Origin of the sequence: Thiohalocapsa halophila, from assembly GCF_016583825.1 — a bacterium.
GTDB lineage: Bacteria > Pseudomonadota > Gammaproteobacteria > Chromatiales > Chromatiaceae > Thiohalocapsa > Thiohalocapsa halophila.
This window is the reverse complement of sequence record NZ_NRRV01000004.1, coordinates 43,062-61,413: the sequence shown is the minus strand read 5'-3', so window position 1 is coordinate 61,413 and position 18,352 is coordinate 43,062. Positions and strand designations below refer to the sequence as shown.

Annotated in this window: 15 protein-coding genes; 8 read left to right on the top strand and 7 right to left on the bottom strand. The window is 66.9% G+C overall.

Translation table 11 applies throughout. The annotated features are described in order from the left end of the window. Positions 1–10 precede the first annotated feature (10 nt). The 8 genes from CKO31_RS02780 to nifS all read left to right on the top strand — a co-directional run bounded on the left by CKO31_RS02780 (position 11) and on the right by nifS (position 10,703). Entirely contained in the window at positions 11–685 is a 675-nt protein-coding gene (locus CKO31_RS02780) for a phosphoglycolate phosphatase (RefSeq protein ID WP_200233857.1), read from the top strand. Next, the gene (gene trpE / locus CKO31_RS02775) at positions 682–2,175 is read left to right on the top strand and encodes an anthranilate synthase component I (RefSeq protein ID WP_200233856.1); all 1,494 of its coding nucleotides are present in this window, start codon (positions 682–684) and stop codon (positions 2,173–2,175) included. Before CKO31_RS02780 ends, trpE begins: the two co-directional genes overlap by 4 nt. A 563-nt stretch (positions 2,176–2,738) precedes the next feature. Next, a complete protein-coding gene (gene rpoH, locus CKO31_RS02770) occupies positions 2,739–3,602 on the top strand; it encodes an RNA polymerase sigma factor RpoH (RefSeq protein ID WP_200233853.1) in 864 nt (287 codons plus the stop codon). A 169-nt stretch (positions 3,603–3,771) separates the two neighbouring features. Next, complete coding sequence (locus CKO31_RS02765; RefSeq protein ID WP_200233851.1) at positions 3,772–5,133, top strand: efflux RND transporter periplasmic adaptor subunit; 1,362 nt, start codon at positions 3,772–3,774, stop codon at positions 5,131–5,133. Positions 5,134–5,182: 49 nt separating this feature from the next. After that, positions 5,183–6,718 (top strand): hypothetical protein, encoded by a 1,536-nt coding sequence (locus CKO31_RS02760; protein ID WP_200233849.1) that lies wholly within the window; start codon positions 5,183–5,185, stop codon positions 6,716–6,718. 152 nt (positions 6,719–6,870) lie between these two features. Then, positions 6,871–7,944 carry a cytochrome-c peroxidase gene (locus CKO31_RS02755; protein WP_200233847.1) on the top strand — a complete coding sequence of 358 codons (1,074 nt, stop codon included), beginning with the start codon at positions 6,871–6,873 and terminating at the stop codon, positions 7,942–7,944. 501 nt (positions 7,945–8,445) lie between these two features. Next, complete coding sequence (nifU, locus tag CKO31_RS02750; protein ID WP_200233845.1) at positions 8,446–9,345, top strand: Fe-S cluster assembly protein NifU; 900 nt, start codon at positions 8,446–8,448, stop codon at positions 9,343–9,345. Positions 9,346–9,464: 119 nt separating this feature from the next. Then, complete coding sequence (gene nifS, locus CKO31_RS02745) at positions 9,465–10,703, top strand: cysteine desulfurase NifS (RefSeq protein ID WP_200233843.1); 1,239 nt, start codon at positions 9,465–9,467, stop codon at positions 10,701–10,703. A gap of 15 nt (positions 10,704–10,718) precedes the next feature. Here nifS and urtE read toward each other — a convergent pair whose 3' ends face one another. The 7 genes from urtE to urtA form a co-directional block, all read right to left on the bottom strand. After that, positions 10,719–11,414, bottom strand: coding sequence for an urea ABC transporter ATP-binding subunit UrtE (urtE, locus tag CKO31_RS02740; RefSeq protein WP_200233840.1), 696 nt, complete (start codon positions 11,412–11,414; stop codon positions 10,719–10,721). A 236-nt stretch (positions 11,415–11,650) separates the two neighbouring features. Continuing rightward, the gene (locus CKO31_RS02735) at positions 11,651–12,094 is read right to left on the bottom strand and encodes a DUF29 domain-containing protein (protein WP_200233839.1); all 444 of its coding nucleotides are present in this window, start codon (positions 12,092–12,094) and stop codon (positions 11,651–11,653) included. Positions 12,095–12,140: 46 nt separating this feature from the next. Continuing rightward, positions 12,141–12,941, bottom strand: coding sequence for an urea ABC transporter ATP-binding protein UrtD (gene urtD / locus CKO31_RS02730; RefSeq protein ID WP_200234007.1), 801 nt, complete (start codon positions 12,939–12,941; stop codon positions 12,141–12,143). Between the two features lie 101 nt (positions 12,942–13,042). Beyond that, complete coding sequence (locus CKO31_RS02725) at positions 13,043–13,204, bottom strand: hypothetical protein (protein ID WP_200233837.1); 162 nt, start codon at positions 13,202–13,204, stop codon at positions 13,043–13,045. A gap of 160 nt (positions 13,205–13,364) precedes the next feature. Further along, complete coding sequence (gene urtC, locus CKO31_RS02720) at positions 13,365–14,438, bottom strand: urea ABC transporter permease subunit UrtC (protein ID WP_200234005.1); 1,074 nt, start codon at positions 14,436–14,438, stop codon at positions 13,365–13,367. Between the two features lie 249 nt (positions 14,439–14,687). Beyond that, positions 14,688–16,415 carry an urea ABC transporter permease subunit UrtB gene (gene urtB, locus CKO31_RS02715; RefSeq protein WP_306341700.1) on the bottom strand — a complete coding sequence of 576 codons (1,728 nt, stop codon included), beginning with the start codon at positions 16,413–16,415 and terminating at the stop codon, positions 14,688–14,690. 161 nt (positions 16,416–16,576) lie between these two features. After that, positions 16,577–17,935 (bottom strand): urea ABC transporter substrate-binding protein, encoded by a 1,359-nt coding sequence (gene urtA, locus CKO31_RS02710; RefSeq protein WP_200233834.1) that lies wholly within the window; start codon positions 17,933–17,935, stop codon positions 16,577–16,579. Positions 17,936–18,352 lie beyond the last annotated feature (417 nt).

Sequence of the window (18,352 nt, the reverse complement as noted above, 5' to 3'; positions counted from 1 at the left end):
CAGCATCCGCATGACGCAGCGCTTCGAGCCCGAAATGGTCCTGATCGATCTGGACGGAACCCTGGTGGACAGCGTGCCGGACTTGGCCCACAGCGTGGACGCAATGATGACGGAGCTGGGCCGCCCACCGCATGGCGAGGCGGCGGTGCGCAACTGGGTGGGCAACGGCGTCGAGCGGCTGGTCAAGCGCGCGCTGACGGGCAGCCTGGACGGCGAGCCCGCCGCCGCCGACTTCGACCGGGCCTACCCGGTCTTTCTGGAGCGCTACGCGGCCCATAACGGCGAGCGCTCCCGGCTCTATCCCGGCGTCGCCGAAGGGCTTCGGCTGCTGGCAGCGCGCGGCATCCAGCTCGGCTGCGTCACCAACAAGGCGGCGCAGTTCACCGAGCCGCTGCTGGCCGCGCTGGGCGTGGCCGGGCACTTCGGCATCATCATCAGCGGCGACTCCCTGCCAGAGAAGAAGCCGAGCCCGCTGCCGCTTCAGCACGCGGCCCAGCAGTTCGGCGTGGCAACGTCCGATGCGCTGATGGTGGGCGACTCCATCAGCGACGTGAAGGCGGCGCGCGCCGCGGGCTTCCCGGTGGTTTGTGTCAGCTACGGCTACAATCACGGCCTGGACATCCACGATGCCGAGCCCGATGCGGTGATCGACTCCCTGGCGGAACTGGACACGATGCTCGCATGACGCCCGAGAACTTCGACGCCCTGGTGCGCCAGGGCCATAACCGCATCCCCTTCGTCTGCGAGGTGCTCGCGGACCTGGACACGCCGCTCAGCTGCTATCTCAAGCTCGCGGCGGGCCCCTACTCCTATCTCTTCGAGTCCGTACAGGGCGGCGAGAAGTGGGGTCGCTACTCCATCATCGGCCTGCCGGCGCGCACCGTGCTCAAGGTCTATGGGCATCGCGTCGTAGTGGAGCGCGACGGCAGCATCGTCGAAGAGGCCGAAGCCGCGGATCCGCTCGCCTGGATCGAGCAGTTCCAGGCCCGCTACAGCGCCGCCGAGCATCCGGACATGCCGCGCTTCGCCGGCGGCCTGGTGGGCTACTTCGGCTACGACACCGTCCGCTACATCGAGCCCAAGCTCGCCCACTGCCCGAGCCCCGATCAGATGGGCACGCCGGACATCCTCTTGATGCTCTCCGAAGAGGTGGTCGTCTTCGACAACCTGCGCGGGCGCATCTACATCATCGTCCACCTGGACCCGGCCGCCGGCGACAGCCCTGCGACTGGCCAGGCCCGCATCGACGAGCTGGTCGCCAAGATGCGGCGGGGGGCGCCCCGCAACCCGGAGGCCGGCGGGCGCAGCATCGCCGAGACGGACTTCGTCTCGGGCTTCAGCGAGGCCGGGTTCGAGGCCGCCGTAAAGCGCATCAAGGACTACATACTCGCCGGCGATTGCATGCAGGTGGTGCTCTCGCAGCGCCTGTCCATCCCTTACCAGGCCGAGCCATTGGATCTCTACCGGGCTCTGCGGGGCCTGAATCCGTCACCCTACATGTATTTTTTGGACCTGGGCGACTTCCAGATCGTCGGCTCCTCGCCGGAGATCCTGACCCGGCTGGAGGATGGCGTCGTCACTGTTCGGCCCATCGCCGGCACCCGCCGCCGCGGCTACACCGAAGACGAAGACAAGGCCCTGGAGGCGGAGCTGCTGGCGGACCCCAAGGAGCTCGCCGAGCACCTGATGCTCATCGATCTGGGGCGCAACGACTGCGGGCGGGTGGCCAAAACCGGCAGCGTGCGGGTCACCGACCAGATGATCGTCGAGCGCTACTCCCACGTCATGCACATCGTCAGCAATGTCACCGGGGAGCTGGCGTCCGGCATGAGCGCCATCGACGTGCTGCGGGCCACCTTCCCGGCCGGCACCGTCTCCGGCGCGCCGAAGATCCGGGCCATGGAGATCATCGACGAGCTGGAGCCGGTCAAGCGCGGTGTCTACTCGGGCGCCGTCGGCTACCTCGCCTTCAACGGCAACATGGACACGGCCATCGCCATCCGCACCGCCGTCATCACGGACGGTACGCTGCACATCCAAGCCGGCGCCGGCGTGGTGGCGGACTCGGTGCCCGCGCTCGAATGGAAGGAGACCATGAACAAGGGCCGCGCCGTCTTCCGCGCCGTCGCCATGGCGGAGGCGGGTATCGAGCGCTACCCCTGCGTCGGCGAATGACGCCCACCTATATGAGGCGGACGCCAGCCCCGCGTGCCGCCGGCTGAAAAGGCCCGACTCAGCCCGAGCATTGGCGCCAGTGGCTCAGAAGACACCCGGCGCTGTTCGAATTCTTCGCCGCTTACCTCGCAAAAACCCACCAGCATCCCCGTCGCGTGCCGCGACGAACCTGGACAAGCCGCCGGGGCCGCAGGGTCATCGCGACCAGGGCTCACCCCGCTGTGCGTCGAGCCAACCCCGCCCGCGGCGCTCAGCGCCGAGCCCACCCCGATACCTATTCCTGTTTTCACTGAGAAAGCCGCTGTTTACACCAATCCAGCAGGGCCGCGCAAACAGCGCACGAGCCCCCATGGGTACCTTTCATCGGACGAGTCGCGCAGCGTCGGCAAAAAGCATTGCGCTGTGGCGGTCTTTGACTACCATGGGCCTAAGTCCGGCATGTCCAGCTTTTGCCACAGGAACTTTCCGTTCAAAAGCTGCTCGAAAACCCGGTCAACAATGTTGTCAAAGCCCACCAGGGCTGCTAGCATAATTTCCGAGCGAATTACTCAGGTATAAGCACCATGGCTGAAGAAGCATCGATCCAAGACATCGCCAACCTCGGCTCCCTGTCGACGGGGACGATCGACGCCTACATCGCGAGCGCGTACCAGATTCCTGTGCTGACACAGGAAGAAGAGCGCAGCCTGGCGCTGCGGCTGCGCGATCACGGCGACATGATGGCCGCGCGCCGTCTCGTGCTCTCGCACTTGCGGTTCGTCATCCGCATCGCCCGCGGCTACCTGGGTTACGGGCTGCCGCTGCCGGACCTGATCCAGGAGGGCACCGTGGGCTTGATGAAGGCCGTGCGCCGGTTCGAGCCGGATGTGGGCGTGCGCCTGGTCTCCTTCGCGGTGCACTGGATCCGCGCCGAGATCCACGAGTACATCCTGCGCAACTGGCGCATCGTGAAGGTCGCCACCACCAAGGCCCAGCGCAAGCTGTTCTTCAACCTGCGCAGCGCCAAGAAGCGCCTGGGCTGGTTCTCCAAGGAAGAGGTGGAAGGCGTCGCGGCTGACCTCGGCGTCAAGCCGGAAACGGTGTTGGAAATGGAGTCGCGCCTGGCGAGCCACGACATGGCCTTCGACGGTCATGACGACGACGACGATGACGGCCCCTCCGCCCCGGCCACCTACCTGCCGGACTTGCGCATGGAGCCCGCCGCCAACCTGGAGCGCGAAGACAACGATGCGCATCAGCGCGAGCGCCTGTTCGCGGCGTTGGAGGGTCTCGACGAGCGCAGCAAGACCATCTTGCGCGAGCGCTGGCTCACCGAAAAGAAGCAGACCCTGCACGAGCTCGCTCAGCAGTTCGGCGTCTCCGCGGAGCGCATCCGCCAGATCGAGAAAAACGCCATGAACAAGCTGCGCGTTCAGCTCGAGATGTAGGACCGGGTGTCGGTCTCGCACCGGCCGCATCCGGAAAGCCCGCCCAACGGCGGGCTTTTTTTATGGGCGAGCCCAGGGGAACGCCGATTGATCCGCACCGCCAGCTTGCGTCGACGCGCCGATACTGGCGCAATAGTGGGTCTTTCGGATGCCGAGCCACGCTGCCTCCGTGCCCCGCCACCCCCGCAAATGGCTCTTTCTGCTGCCGGTGCTCGCCGCCATCGGGATCGCGGTGCTGCTGAACCGCGGCGCCGGACCGCCCGACCAGCGCGAGACAGAACCGCCGGCGCGGGTGGTGCGCGTCATCGAGATCCCAACCGCCGACGTGGTGCCGCGCGCGACGGGCTATGGTCGGGTGCGCCCGGAGCGCGTCTGGGAGGCGGTCGCAGAGGTGACCGGGCGGGTTGTCGAGACCCATCCGCGGCTGCGCAAAGGCGCGCTCTTGCCCGCTGACACGCTGTTGCTGCGCATCGACCCCACCGAGTACGAGCTGCGCGTCTCCCAGGCGGAAGCCGATATCCTCTCCACTCGGGCACAGCTCAGCGAGATGGAGGCCAAGGAGGCCAATATCCGCGCCTCCTTGGCCATCGAGGAGGAGTCGCTCGCCCTGCGCACGGCGGAGGTCGAGCGCAAGCAGCGCCTGCTGGACAAGGGCACCGTCAGCGCCTCGGAGCTGGAGCAGGAAAAGCGCAACCTGCTGGCCCAGCGCCAGGCCGTGCAGGCGCAGCAAAGCCAGCTGAACCTGCTGCCGGCGGAGCGCGAGCTGCTCCAGGCCCAGCTCGCCCGCTACGAGGCCCAGCTCGCCGACGCCCGGCTGGACTTGGCGCGCACCGAGGTGCAGTTGCCATTTCGCGCCCGCCTCAGCGAAGTGAATGTGGAGCAGGCCCAATACGTGCGCGAGGGCCAAGTGCTCATCAAGGCCGATGCCATCGACCGTGCCGAGGTGGAGGCACAGATCCCCATCGCCCGCATGCGCGCCCTGCTGCAGGGCGCCGACCCCATTGATTTCAGCGTCGGACCGGGCGGCGAGCTCGCCTCGCAGCTCGGGATCCGTGCCCAGGTGACCCTGCGCGATGCCGGCGGCGACGTCCACTGGCCGGCGGAGCTGGCCCGCCTCAGCGACACCCTGGACCCGGAAACCCGCACCGTCGGCGTCATCGTCAGCGTGGACAATCCCTACGCCGATGTCGTGCCCGGCGAGCGCCCGCCCCTGGTCAAGGGCCTGTTCGTGGAAGTGGCGCTCTTCGGCGCACCGCGCCCGCAGCAAGTGATCGTGCCCCGGCAGGCCCTGCACGGCGAGCGCCTGTACCTGATCGACGAGGGCCGGCTCAGCATCCGCGACGTGACCGTCAAGACCTTGCAGCCCGAATATGCGATCGTCGCCGCGGGCGTGTCAGCCGGCGAGCGGCTGGTGGTCTCCGACCTCTTCCCAGCCATCGACGGCATGCCGCTGCAGGCGGAGCCGGACCCGGATGTGCGTGCGCGCCTGTTGGCGGCGGCCACCGGCAGCCCGTCGCCGCCGGAGCTCTAGTCACCCCCCTTTTACACCCGACCCCGACTCACGGAACTCAGCCACCACCATGCACGCTTCTCCGCGAACCGCCCTCTTCGGCCTCGCCTTGCTCGCCGTCGCCGTCCTGCTGCCGCAGGCCGCCCAGGCGGCGATCCCGGCGGCGCCCGTGATGACCCTATACAAGTTCAACGGGCCCCTGACGGTGCCCACCTACCGCATCGGCGCGAATGGGCCGGGGCCCCAAGCCGGCACGCTCACTCAGGGCACGGCGGTGATCCCCTGCCTGGTAGTCCGCAATGGGCGGGCGCTCACAGATGCCAAGGGCACGCCCTATGTGGGCTTCGAGGTGGTCGTCGACTCATCCCGCGCGTCCGGGCAGTCCGCGACCCGGGACTTCGAGCGCGCGCTCGCGACCCAGCAGGGCAAGCGCGTGCAGAACCATCACTGCGGACCGGGTGTCAGCCGGGTCGTCAGCGTGCGTGACTTCTACCAGTTGGAGAAGTCGCCCTTCTTCGACCCGCCTGGGCGCGGCAACCAGAAGGCCGCCGAGCGCGCCGGCAAGAGCACCCTGGACAAGATCGTGCGCAGCTTCCACAACTCGCTGCAATGCGCGTCGGTGAACAAGCGCATGACCGGCCGCCGCGCCAAGCTGGCATCGGCCTGGGACAGCTTCATCGCCCGCAACAAAGGCAAATGGGACGACACCACCCTGGCGCGCGCCAAGCATCTGGACTACGCGATGCGCACGGCCATCTTCGAGGGCCACCTCGACCGCGGCTGCTCTGCCTACGGCGCCTGCGAGCGCAACACCGTGGTGCTCTCCGTTCGCAACCGCGCCGTTGGCCAATGCCTGCGCCGCCAGGGCTGCCGCTTCCCCGGCGACTTCCAGGGCGTGGCCTCGGACGTCTCGCAGTACAACATCTGGGATGCTTATCTGACCATGATCTCAGGGCTCACGGCCTGTTATCTGCGCACGGACCTGGAGAACAGGGACTTCTACGACCGCGTGCAGGCCATGTACACGCAGAGCGTCGGCGACGCCGAGCGCATCCTCTACGGCGGTGACACGGCATTGCGGGAGCTGTTTCCCGGCAACTCGCTGTCGGAGCTGACGGCAATGCGCCACTACTATCACCCGCCGGCCATGGGCAAGTGCTTTCCGCAGCACAACCGCATCGAGTACATGTCGGGCGCCATCGCCGAAAACGGCCCGGACCACGCGCTCATCGCCAACACCCGCATCCAGGTGGGCGAGCGCGTCGGCAGCGGCTATCGCTTCAAGGAGTTCCGTTTCGAGCTGGAGGATCGGATCGACGACATCCGCATCGAGGACAACTACCCGGGCTTCATCGTCGACGCCCGCAAGGTGCGCCTCGGCGGTGGCGGGGGCTGCACCGCCTATGGCGTATCGCCTGGCTGTAGCTTCCGCAAAGTCGGTCGCTACCGGCGCACACCGAACTGGCTCAGCGCCGGCCGGCCCATCGCGCTCAACTGCCGCATCGAGGACAAGGGCGAGTCGTGCCGCGGCGGCGGGCGCACGCGCTCGGTGAGCGTCGGCGGCGCCTGTGATGTGGACATGATGCCTGTCACCGGGGTGCATTGATTCGCGCGTAGCCCGCGGCGCGGCCTGTGGCAGCGCGGATCGCAGGAGGCCGCACGCCGCGCCGATTCATGCCCCAAGGCAATGAATTCCATCATGCGCGTCGCTAGGCTGGATTGCTCTACCTCAGCCCAACAGAGCCGCGAGCCACGACAATGGACAACAAGCCACGAGCCACCATCACCGCCACCATCATCACGCGTGCCCTGCTGCCTCTCCTGCTGCTCATCGCAGCCAGCGTCCAAGCCGATGACGCCGCCCTGCGGGAGAAGGCGGAGTCCGCCGGCCTTGAGCCGATTCCCTACGGCCTCGCGGAGGTCAAAGACAACCCCGTGACCCGCGAGAAGATCGAGCTCGGCAAGATGCTCTTCTTCGACCCGCGCCTGTCCAAGTCCGGCGTGATCTCCTGCAATACCTGCCACAACCTCGGCACCGGCGGCGACGACAACCTGCCCACGTCCGTCGGCCACGGCTGGCAGCAGGGTCCGCGCAACTCGCCGACGGTGCTGAACGCCGTGTTCAACGCCGCCCAGTTCTGGGACGGCCGCGCCGAGGACCTCAAGGCGCAGGCCAAAGGCCCGATCCAGGCCGGTGTCGAGATGGCCAACGAGCCGGAGCAGGTGGTCGAGACCCTGAACAGCATGCCGGAGTACGTGGAGCGCTTCGGACGCTCCTTCCCGGGCGAAGATGACCCAGTCAGCTTCGACAACATGGCCAAGGCCATCGAGGCATTCGAAGTCACCCTGGTGACACCGAATTCGCCCTTCGATCAATTCCTCGAAGGCAACGACGGCGCCCTCACCGACGCCCAGAAGCAGGGCCTGGAGCTCTACATCGACAAGGGCTGCACCGCCTGTCACACGGGTGTGAACCTGGGCGGGCAGGAATACTTCCCCTTCGGCCTGGTCAAGCGCCCCGGCGCCGACATACTGCCCCCGGAAGACAAGGGCCGCTACCGGGTTACAGAAACGGCGACGGATGAATACGTCTTTCGCGCCGCGCCGCTGCGCAACATCGCCATCACGGCACCCTACTTCCACTCCGGCGAGATCTGGGACCTGGAGCAGGCGGTGGCGGTGATGGGCACGGCCCAGCTCGGGGCCAAGCTCACGGATGACGAGGTCACCAGCATCGCCGGGTTCCTCGAGACCCTCACCGGCGAGCAGCCGCTGGTGGAGTATCCGGTGCTTCCTGTGGAGACCGACTCCACTCCCAAGCCCAAGCTCTAACCCCGACGCCCCGCCCTAGCTGGAGTTGCGCGCAGCTCAAGCGCGCAGCCCAAGGGCTGGGGGCTCAGGCCATGCTGATGCCTGGCCAAGACGCGGCGGGCCCAGTGATTCCCCCTGGAAGCAGCAGCTGATCACGAAGCAACCGTGGGAGCGGCCGCCAAGCCGCGACGACTTCCAGTGCCCCACCCTGACCTCGCGGCAAGGATGCCGCTCCCACAACCAGCGCCTCGCTGAGCCAAGGCGCGGCGGGCTACAACGTGCGGTCTCCGACGCACTGTCCGCCCCGCTGTCGCTTTCCGCACATGCCGCCGCAGCTGGGTCGCTAGCCCGCAAAGCGCGGTAAATCCGCCATTTACGCCATAAATCCCACAGTGGCTCGATGCTTGCTTCTGGCCAAATTCATGAGATTCGTCAATCCGGCCGGGCACGGCATGCGCCACAGTTCAGTTGCCCGTCCGGTATCCGTCCGAGCCATCCCCATCCATTTTGCGGAGCCGAGCCATGTGGGATTATTCCGAGACCGTCAAAGAGCACTTCTTCAACCCGCGCAACGCCGGCGCCGTCGCCGATCCAAATGCCATCGGCGAGGTGGGCTCGCTCTCCTGCGGTGACGCCCTGCGCCTGACGCTGAAGGTGGACCCGGCCACCGACACCATCCTGGAGGCCGGCTTCCAGACCTTCGGCTGCGGCTCCGCCATCGCCTCCAGCTCCGCACTGACGGAGATGATCAAAGGCATGACCGTCGACGCCGCCCTCGAGGTCAGCAACCAGGACATTGCGGACTTCCTGGAGGGCCTGCCGCCGGAGAAGATGCACTGCTCCGTGATGGGCCGCGAAGCGCTGCAGGCCGCCGTCGCCAACTACCGCGGCGAGGTCTGGAAAGACGACCACGAGGAAGGCGCGCTGGTTTGCAAGTGCTTTGCCGTGGATGCCGTCATGATCGAGGACACCATCCGCGCCAACGGCCTCAGCACCGTCGAAGAGGTGACCAACTACACCAAGGCCGGCGGCGGCTGCTCCGCCTGCCACGAGCCCATCGAAGAGATCCTCACCAAGGTGCTCGCCGAGCAGGGCAAGACCTTCGACCCCACCGCCGCGGCGCCGCCGCCGGCCGGCAAGCCCCAATCCGGGGGAGCAAGGCTCGGCAACCTGGCGCGCATCCGCTGCATCGAGAACGCCATCGAGGCCATCCGCCCGAACCTCCAGCGCGACCACGGCGACGTGGAGCTGGTGGACGTCGACGGCAAGAACGTCTTCGTCAACATGACCGGGGCCTGCTCCGGCTGCCAGATGGCCTCCACCACGCTGGAGGGCATTCAGCAGCGCATTGTCGAGGACTTGGGCGAATTCGTACGGGTGTTGCCTGTCGGGAAGGGCCAAGGGCTGAGGGCTGAGGGCTGAGGGCCAAGCCGTACCGGCCTGAGCCAAGCGCAATCGGCCCGACGTCGGCCCTCGGCCCTGCCGGCGCTGCAAATACATCTTGAATGGTCGCCCGCGGGCATGAGCAAGAGAGAATCGTTATGAGTTCAGAAGCCAAAACGCCGGCCGCAGGTATCTATCTCGACAACAACGCCACCACCATGGTGGACCCCGCCGTGGTGGAGACCATGCTGCCCTTCTTCACCGAGCAGTTCGGCAATCCGTCCTCCATGCACCAGTTCGGCGACCGCGTCGGCCGCGCGCTGAAGACCGCCCGGCAGCAGGTGCAGGCGCTGCTCGGCGCGGAGCTGGACTCGGAGATCGTCTTCACCTCCTGCGGCACGGAGTCGGACTCCACGGCCATCCTCTCCGCCCTCAAGGCCCAGCCGGACCGCAAGGAAATCATCACCACCGTGGTGGAGCATCCGGCGGTGCTGAGCCTGTGCGAGCACTTGGAGAAGGAGGGCTACACCGTCCACTATCTGAAAGTGGACAACAAGGGCCGCCTCGATATGCAGCAGTACCTGGACGCTCTATCCAATAAGGTGGCCATCGTCTCGGTGATGTGGGCCAACAACGAGACCGGCACCCTGTTTCCCGTCGAAGAAATGGCCGAGCTGGCGCGCTCCGCGGGGGTCATGTTCCACACCGATGCAGTGCAGGCCGTGGGCAAGGTGCCCATCGACCTCAAGCGCACCAGCATCGACATGCTGTCCCTGTCCGGACACAAGCTGCACGCGCCCAAGGGCATCGGCGTGCTCTACCTGCGCCGCGGCACCCGCTTCCGCCCGCTGCTGCGCGGCGGCCACCAGGAGCGCGGCCGGCGCGCCGGCACCGAGGCCAGCGCCTCCATCGTCGCCCTGGGCAAGGCCTGCGAGCTGGCCATGGCCCATATGGACGAGGAGAAGACGCGGGTGCGCATGCTGCGGGACCGCCTGGAGCAGGGCATCCTGAACGCCGTGCCTAACTCCTTCGTCACCGGTGACCCGAGCAACCGGCTGCCGAACACTTGCAACATCGCCTTCGAGTACATCGAGGGCGAGGCCATCCTGCTGCTCCTGAACAAGGCCGGCATCGCCGCGTCCTCAGGCTCCGCCTGCACCTCGGGCTCTTTGGAGCCGAGCCACGTCATGCGCGCCATGGACATCCCCTTCACCGCCGCCCACGGCACCACGCGCTTTTCGCTCTCGCGCTACAACACCGTGGAAGAAATCGACCGCGTCATCGCGGAGGTACCGCCCATCGTCTCGCAGCTGCGCAAGCTCTCGCCCTATTGGGACGCCATCGCCAACGCCCCGCTCGCCGAGCCGGAGGCAGCCTTCCAGCCGGCGTACGCTTAGCCGCTTCGAGCGGAGCTAGACGGTCAGATACTGCTTCACCAGCTCGTCGCTCAGCTCCGGCATGGGGCCGGCGGCCACCAAGCGGCCGCGGTCGAGGATGACGAAGCGGTCGGCGACGCGCTTGGCGAAGGGCAGCTTCTGCTCCACCAGCAGTACCGTCAGCCCTAGGTCGTCGATGAGCTTGCGGATAATGTCACCGATCTCGTGGACGATGTTGGGCTGGATGCCTTCGGTGGGCTCGTCCAGGATCAGGAGCTTGGGGTCGATGACCAGGGCGCGGCCGATGGCGAGCTGCTGCTGCTGGCCGCCGGAGAGGTCGCCCCCGCGGCGGCGCAGCATGTCCTTGAGCACCGGGAAGAGGTCGAAGATGTAGGCTGGAATCTCGCGCCTGCCGTCGGTACGGGCCGGCAGGCCGATCTCCAGGTTCTCCTGCACCGTCAGCAGCGGGAAGATTTGCCGACCCTGGGGCACGTAGCCGATGCCGAGCTCGGCACGGCGCTCCGCCGGCAGCTTGGCGATGTCGCGGCCGAGGAAGTCCATGCTGCCGCCGCGCAGGGGCAGCAGGCCCATGATGCACTGCATCAGCGTGGTCTTGCCGACCCCGTTGCGGCCCATGACACAGGTGCACTCCCCCGCCGGCACCTCGACCTCGAGGTCCCAGAGGGTGTGGCTTTCGCCGTAATATTGGTTGAGGTTCGAGATGGCGAGCACGGGATTCGATGCAGTCAGTAGGTGCGTTTGTCCAACGAGGTCGAGGCCCGAGATTGGCGCCCGTCCGCGGCCTTTCGTGTCGGTCGGGCCGACGCGAGGAGGCCCGACGATCAGGTGATTGGGTCGGGCACCGTGTGGGGCTTCGTTCCTCAGCCCGACGCCAGCCTCGGCTTTCGCGCTTTCCGTTCGGTAGTTTGTCGACGACTTCACCGATGCACGCGCAAGGTGACATGCGTCTAGCTCGGCGCTGCCTCCGGCCAATGATGACCCAGGATCTCCTCCACGGACCAAGGGCAACACTTGGGAAAGGCGTCGTAATCGAGCGGCGTCTCGGCCACCGCAAGGTCCAAGCCGTCCGCGTAGGCCCGCTCGATGACCTGCTCCAGCCCGGCGCGCAGGCTCGGATTTTCATCGAGCAGCTGGGCCAGTGATCGGCGCTGGGTATTGATGGTCGCCCGCCAAGACTTGCGGTTCGGATAGTCGGGCTGACAGCGCCATTTGAGCAAATGGCCCAGCAGCACCCCGAGCCGGCTCTGCAGGGCGCGGCGTTCCCGCTTGCCCAAATCCTCGATCTCCTCGGCCACGTGCTCGACATCGAGCCGGCTGAAACGGCCCGCGCGCAGGAGCCGGGCCTGCTCCTCGGCCCAAGCGTAGAAATCGGTGTCGTAGTCGGCGGGCATGGCGGCTCCTCAGGCGGCGTCGCAGTACCGGAACCCGACATCCAGTCTACTCACCGAGATAGACCTCCACCACCCGCGGGTCGTTCTGCACCTGGTCCATGCTGCCCTCCGCCAGCACGCTGCCCTGGTGCAGCACGGTGACACGCCGGGCAATGGAGCGCACGAAGTCCATGTCGTGCTCGACCACCACGACGGAATGCTTGCCCTGAAGGGACACCAGCAGCTCCGCGGTGCGATCCATCTCCTGGTGGGTCATGCCGGCCACCGGCTCGTCCACCAGCAGCAGCAGGGGGTCCTGCATCAGCAGCATGCCGATCTCCAGCCACTGCTTCTGGCCGTGGGACAGGGCACCGGCCTCGCGCTTTGCGTGCTCGGCGAGCCCGATCATGCCGAGCACCTCGTCGATACGGTCCCGCTGGGCGCCGGTGAGCCTGGCGAGCAGGGTGGAAAAGACCCGCTTGTCCGCGGCCATCGCCAGCTCAAGGTTTTCGAACACCGTGTGGTGTTCGAACACCGTCGGCTTCTGGAACTTGCGCCCGATGCCGATTTCGGCGATCTCGGGCTCGGAGAGCCGGAGCAGATCGATCCGCTGGCCGAAATAGACGCTGCCGGAATCCGGCCGGGTCTTGCCGGTGATGATGTCCATCATGGTCGTCTTGCCGGCGCCGTTGGCACCGATGACGCAGCGCAGCTCCCCGGCATCGACGTAGAAGTTCAGGTGGTCGATGGCCTTGAAGCCGTCGAAGGAGACGTTCAGGTCCTCAATGTAGAGGATGGGGCCATGGCTCACGTCCAGCTTCAGGTCTTTGGCTTTGACCATGAAGTCGAAGGTCCGGTCCCGGCGCATGGTCTCCTTGAATTGGAGCCAAGCCTGCTGCTGGGGACTGAAGTCGAAGGCACGGTCCCGGTGCAGCAGGTCGCGGCCGTTGTCTCCCACCGGGCTCAAGCTCAACCCTCCTGCTTCCGGCCCTTCCCCTTCACCACGAAGGCGAACTGGCGGTCCCGTCGGATGGCGTCTCGGAACTGACGCCAGGTCTGGCGCCGGCCCCTGAAATCGAATGCTCTGTCCCGGCGCAGCAGGTCGCGCGGCTCGTTTTTGCTGGTGCTCATGGCGTCACCTCCGTCTTCAGGTCTTTCACCCTCGTCGTCAACTGGAATCGGCGGTCCGGGCGCATCGACGCTTGGCGCTGGCGCCAGGCTCGCCGCCGTACACTGAAATCGAAAGTGCGATTGCGACCCAGCGGGTCGCACGCATCGTCACCAATGAGGCTCATGCCGTTGCGCCCTCCGCCGCGCTGCCGCCCCGGCGGCGCGTCAGCTGCCGAAACAGCCCGGCGATGCCTTGGGGCAGGAACAGCGTCACCAACACGAAGAGTCCGCCGAGGGCGAACAGCCAGGCCTCCGGGAAGGCGCCGGTGAAGTAGGTCTTGCCGTAATTGACCACGATGGCCCCGATCACGGCGCCGTAGAGCGTCGCGCGCCCGCCCACGGCCACCCAGACCACCAGCTCGATGGAGTTGAGCGGCGAGAACTCGCCCGGGTTGATGATGCCCACCTGCGGCACGTACAGGGCCCCGGCGATGCCGGCGAGCATGGCCGAGAAGGTCCAGATGGCCACCTTGACCCGGTCCACGCGATAACCGATGAAGCGAACACGCGGCTCCGCATCGCGGATGGCCACGGCGACCCGGCCGAGCTTGGACGTGACGATCCAGCGGCAGGCGAGATACCCGAGCGCCAGCGCCACGGCGGAGGCAACAAAGAGTCCGACGCGGGTGCTGTCCGCCTGCAGATCGAAGCCCAGGATGTCCTTGAAATCCGTCAGCCCGTTGTTCCCGCCGAAGCCCATCTCGTTGCGGAAGAAAGCGAGCATCAGCGCATAGGTGAGCGCCTGGGTGATGATGGAGAGGTAAACACCCGTGACCCGGGAGCGAAACGCCAGCCAACCGAAGACGAAGGCCAGCGCCCCCGGCACCAGCATCACCATCAGGGCCGCGAGCCAGAACATATCGAAGCCGTGCCAGAACCACGGCAGCGACTGCCAGTCCAGGAACACCATGAAGTCCGGCAGGATCGGATCGCCGTAGACGCCGCGGTCGCCGATCTGGCGCATCAGGTACATGCCCATGGCATAGCCGCCGAGGGCGAAAAAGGCCCCATGCCCCAGGCTCAGGATGCCCAGATAACCCCAGACCAAGTCCACGGCCACCGCCAGCAGCGCATAGGTCAGGTACTTGCCGAGCAGGGTCACGGTATAGGTGCTGACATGCAGCGGGCTGCCTTCGGGCACCGCCAGGTTCAGCACCGGCACCACGACGGCCACCGCGAGCAGCAGCCCGAGCATCACCTGCCCGCCGGTATCACCCTTCAACAGCGCCAATGGACCCAACTCCTCATTCGCGGATAGCGGTTGACGTAGATGCTCATGCCCTGTGACTCGTGATACCGCTCCGAGACTCTGGCGGCGCGGCAGGCGGATGCACTTCGCCTATACGCCCTGCGACTGCCTCGTGACACCGCGGGAGCGGTGTCACGAGAGGACACTTCAAACTTCAAACTTCAAACTTCAAACTTCGAACTTCGAACTTCAAACTTATCCCTCGGCGGCTCGGCCGCGCTGCGGGAACAGCCCCCGCGGGCGCCACTGAATGAACAGGATGATGAACACCAGCACCAGGATCTTCGCCAGCACCGCGCCGGTCCAGGGCTCCATGAACTTGTTGGCGACTCCCAGGGTGAGCCCGCCCACCAGGGTGCCCCAGAGATTCCCGACGCCGCCGAAGACGACCACCATGAAGGAGTCGATGATGTAGGCCTGTCCCATGTTGGGCCCGACATTGGTGAGCTGCGACAGCGCCACGCCGGCCACCCCGGCGATGCCGGCGCCCAGCCCGAAGGTGAGCGCATCCACCCGCCCCGAGCGTACCCCCATGGCCCGGGCCATGGCACGGTTCTGGGACACCGCACGCACCTGCAGCCCCAGCGCCGTGCGCTTCAGCACCAGCAGCAGCGCCACGAACACCAAGAGCGCGAAAACGAAGATATAGACCCGGTTGAAGGTCAGCGACAGCGCCGGGTTCAGTTGCAGCGAGCCGCTCATCCAGCTCGGGTTCTCGACGATGACGTTCTGCGCCGAAATGGTGGTGCGCACCAGCTGCTGGAGGATCAGGCTGATACCGAAGGTGGCGAGCAGGGTCTCCAGCGGGCGCCCGTACAGGAACCGGATCACGCCCCGCTCGATGGCCACGCCGAAGAGTCCGGCGACGATGAAGGCCGCCGGGATGGCCACGAACACGGAGTAGTCGATGGCGTTCGGCATGGCCAGCTGCACCAGGTAGGTGGTATAAGCGCCGAGCATGATGAGCTCGCCATGGGCCATGTTGATGACGCCCATGACGCCGAAGGTGATGGCAAGGCCAATCGCCGCCAGCACCAGCACCGAGCCGAGGCTGAGTCCGAAGAAGAGCGTCTCCAGCCGGCGCATGTTCTCGACCCGCCGCTCGGTGTCCGCGCGCGCCGCCTCCGCCGCCGCGAGCACCGCCGGGTCCTGCTCGACGCGGATCAGCTCGTCCAGGGCGTTGCGTGCCTCCGGATAGAGGCTGGCGCCCAGCGCCGCCACGGCCTCCATCCGCGCGTCCGGGGACTCCGCCTCCAGCCCGGCGATGGCGAGCGCCAGCTCGATGGCATCCAGCACCTCGGCATCCTGCTCTTTGGGCCGTTGGGCCTCCAGGGCCGCCAGGGTGTCCGGGTCCGTGGTGCCGACCATTTCCAACGCCGCCTCCAGCCGCACCGCGGCGTCGGGGCTCGCCAGGGTCAGCGCCGCGATGTCGGTGCGCAGCGCGGTGCGCATGCGGTTGTTGATGGTGATCTTGCGCGCATCGCGGCGGCCCACTTCGCCGAGATCCTCGCCGGTGAGGGCATCGGTGAGGGCCCAGCCGCCGTCGCTGCGCTCGGCGAAGACGATGCGGTCATCGTCCTTGCGATAGTAGAGATCGCCGTCGAGCAGGGCCCTTAAGAACTCCACCGCGCGCGGATCGCCGCTGGCCGCGATGTCCTCGGCGGCCTGCTGCTTGACCTTGAAAGAGCGGTCCGCCAGCTTGGCCAGGGACTCGGGCAGGCTCGGCGCTGCGGCGGCCGCCACGGTGTCGCCCGCATCCGGTGCAGGCGTGGCCGCTTGCGGCGCCTGCGGAGCCTCGACGGCCGAGCCGGCGTCTGCCGCGCTCGCGTCCGTTACCGACTGCGCCCAAGCGGCACCGGTGACGACGGTGCCGAGGAGCAGCAGCGCGGCCACGGCAGCGACCACGGGCGGTGCAGACTTCAATCGCCTGCGGAGTCTGAAACTGCAGGGCCTGTAGGGGCACGACTGGCGCATGAACGCAGCGGTCTCGGCGGTTGTTCGTTGATTGGGCTCGCCCGAGCAAGGGGCGCGCCGCCGCCCGACCGGCGCCGAAGCACCGGCCGGGCGGCGGCGCGGGCCGGGCCCTACTCCTCGGCTTCGGCGCCGAGGCATTCCTCGGTCTTGGTGTTGTAGTTGCCGCAGTTGACGGGGTCGGTCCAATCGCCCTTCAGGTCCTTGGAGCCCTCCAGGTAGTCGGACCAGGCATCGCCGGGCACCTCGTCGTCGGTCTGCCAGACGACGGCGAACTGCCCGTCCTCCTGGATCTCGCCGATGAGCACCGGCTTGGTGATGTGGTGGTTGGGCAGCATCTTGGCCGTGCCGCCGGTGAGGTTCCCGGTCTCTAGGCCGACGATGGCGTCGATGACGGCATCCGGATCGGTGCTGCCGGCCTTCTCGACGGCCTTCACCCAGAGATCGAAGCCGATCTTGTGGGCCTCCATCGGGTCGTTGGTGACGCGGTCCTCGTTCTCGATGAACTCGTGCCAGGTCTCGATGAAGGCGTCGTTCGCGTCCGTGGGTACGCTCATGAAGTAGTTCCAGGCCGCGAGGTGGCCCACCAGCGGCTTGGTGTCGATGCCGGAGAGCTCCTCCTCGCCCACGGAGAAGGCCACCACCGGGATGTCCTCGGCGGAGATGCCCTGGTTGCCCAGCTCCTTGTAGAAGGGCACGTTGGCGTCGCCGTTGATGGTGGAGACTACGGCGGTCTTCTTGCCGGCGGAGCCGAACTGCTTGATGTCGGCGACGATGGACTGCCAGTCGGAATGGCCGAAAGGCGTGTAGTTGATCATGATGTCCTCATCACTGACGCCGTTTAGCTTGAGGTACGCCTCGAGGATCTTGTTGGTGGTGCGCGGGTAGACATAGTCGGTGCCCGCCAGCACCCAGCGCTCAACGCCGAGCTCGTCCTTCAGGTAGTTCACCGCCGGGACAGCCTGCTGATTCGGCGCCGCCCCCGTGTAGAAGACGTTACGCGAGGACTCCTCACCCTCGTACTGGACGGGGTAGAAAAGCAGCCCGTTCAGCTCCTCGAACACCGGCAGCACGGACTTGCGCGACACCGAGGTCCAGCAGCCGAACACCGCGTCCACCTTGTCCTGCTCCAACAGCTCCCGCGCCTTCTCCGCGAACAGCGGCCAGTCGGAGGCCGGGTCCACCACCACGGGCTCCAGCTGCTTGCCGAGCAGGCCGCCCTGCTCGTTCTGCTGCTCGATGAGCATCAGCATGGTGTCCTTCAGCGTCGTCTCACTGATGGCCATGGTGCCGGAGAGGGAGTGCAGCACCCCCACCTTGATGGTGTCGCCGCCGCCGTCGGCGGCTTCACCTTCGTCTTCGGCATGCAGCAGGCCGCCGCCGAGGCCGAGTACCAGCCCGGCGGCCAGGGCCAGGGATTTGAGCAGGGCTCGGCGAGCGTTCGGGGTCTGCGAGGAAGCAGGGTTCCGCATAGGTCTTGGGCTCCGTATCGGGATAATCGCAGCGGACCTCTGGGCTGGGTCCGCGTTGGCGCCGCAGAAGAAGCAAAGTGCGGGCCAACCTGGTAAGCAATTCACCCTGCACGAAAACCCGATAACCCGACCGGCGCGATGGTGCAGACCAGCGCGGAACGCGCACCATTTGAGTGCACACAGCGCACCAGCGCCGATGACGGCGATCCATGCTGGTGCAGCCACAGGCAAGGAGCGCAGCGCTGCGTACTTAAGCCCGGGGCCTCAAGGCCCAGGCAACGGCCCGCCGTCAGGCGCGATCCACGGAACGGCGCGGACGTCGTCGATGTGTGTCCCGTCACGAGACGGCTACGCCGCAATGGCACGGGCTGGCGCGGCTGCCCGAGTGCTTGGTCGTCGACTTGTTCGCAGACTTGT

Bases quoted from the DNA above. Each gene is read 5' to 3' on its own strand.
- CKO31_RS02780 (WP_200233857.1), top strand. From the start codon at position 11: ATGACGCAGCGCTTCGAGCCCGAAATGGTCCTGATCGATCTGGACGGA.
- trpE (WP_200233856.1), top strand. From the start codon at position 682: ATGACGCCCGAGAACTTCGACGCCCTGGTGCGCCAGGGCCATAACCGC.
- rpoH (WP_200233853.1), top strand. From the start codon at position 2,739: ATGGCTGAAGAAGCATCGATCCAAGACATCGCCAACCTCGGCTCCCTG.
- CKO31_RS02760 (WP_200233849.1), top strand. From the start codon at position 5,183: ATGCACGCTTCTCCGCGAACCGCCCTCTTCGGCCTCGCCTTGCTCGCC.
- CKO31_RS02755 (WP_200233847.1), top strand. From the start codon at position 6,871: ATGGACAACAAGCCACGAGCCACCATCACCGCCACCATCATCACGCGT.
- nifU (WP_200233845.1), top strand. From the start codon at position 8,446: ATGTGGGATTATTCCGAGACCGTCAAAGAGCACTTCTTCAACCCGCGC.
- nifS (WP_200233843.1), top strand. From the start codon at position 9,465: ATGAGTTCAGAAGCCAAAACGCCGGCCGCAGGTATCTATCTCGACAAC.
- CKO31_RS02735 (WP_200233839.1), bottom strand. From the start codon at position 12,094: ATGCCCGCCGACTACGACACCGATTTCTACGCTTGGGCCGAGGAGCAG.
- urtD (WP_200234007.1), bottom strand. From the start codon at position 12,941: ATGCGCCGGGACCGGACCTTCGACTTCATGGTCAAAGCCAAAGACCTG.
- CKO31_RS02725 (WP_200233837.1), bottom strand. From the start codon at position 13,204: ATGAGCACCAGCAAAAACGAGCCGCGCGACCTGCTGCGCCGGGACAGA.
- urtC (WP_200234005.1), bottom strand. From the start codon at position 14,438: ATGCTCGGGCTGCTGCTCGCGGTGGCCGTCGTGGTGCCGGTGCTGAAC.
- urtA (WP_200233834.1), bottom strand. From the start codon at position 17,935: ATGCGGAACCCTGCTTCCTCGCAGACCCCGAACGCTCGCCGAGCCCTG.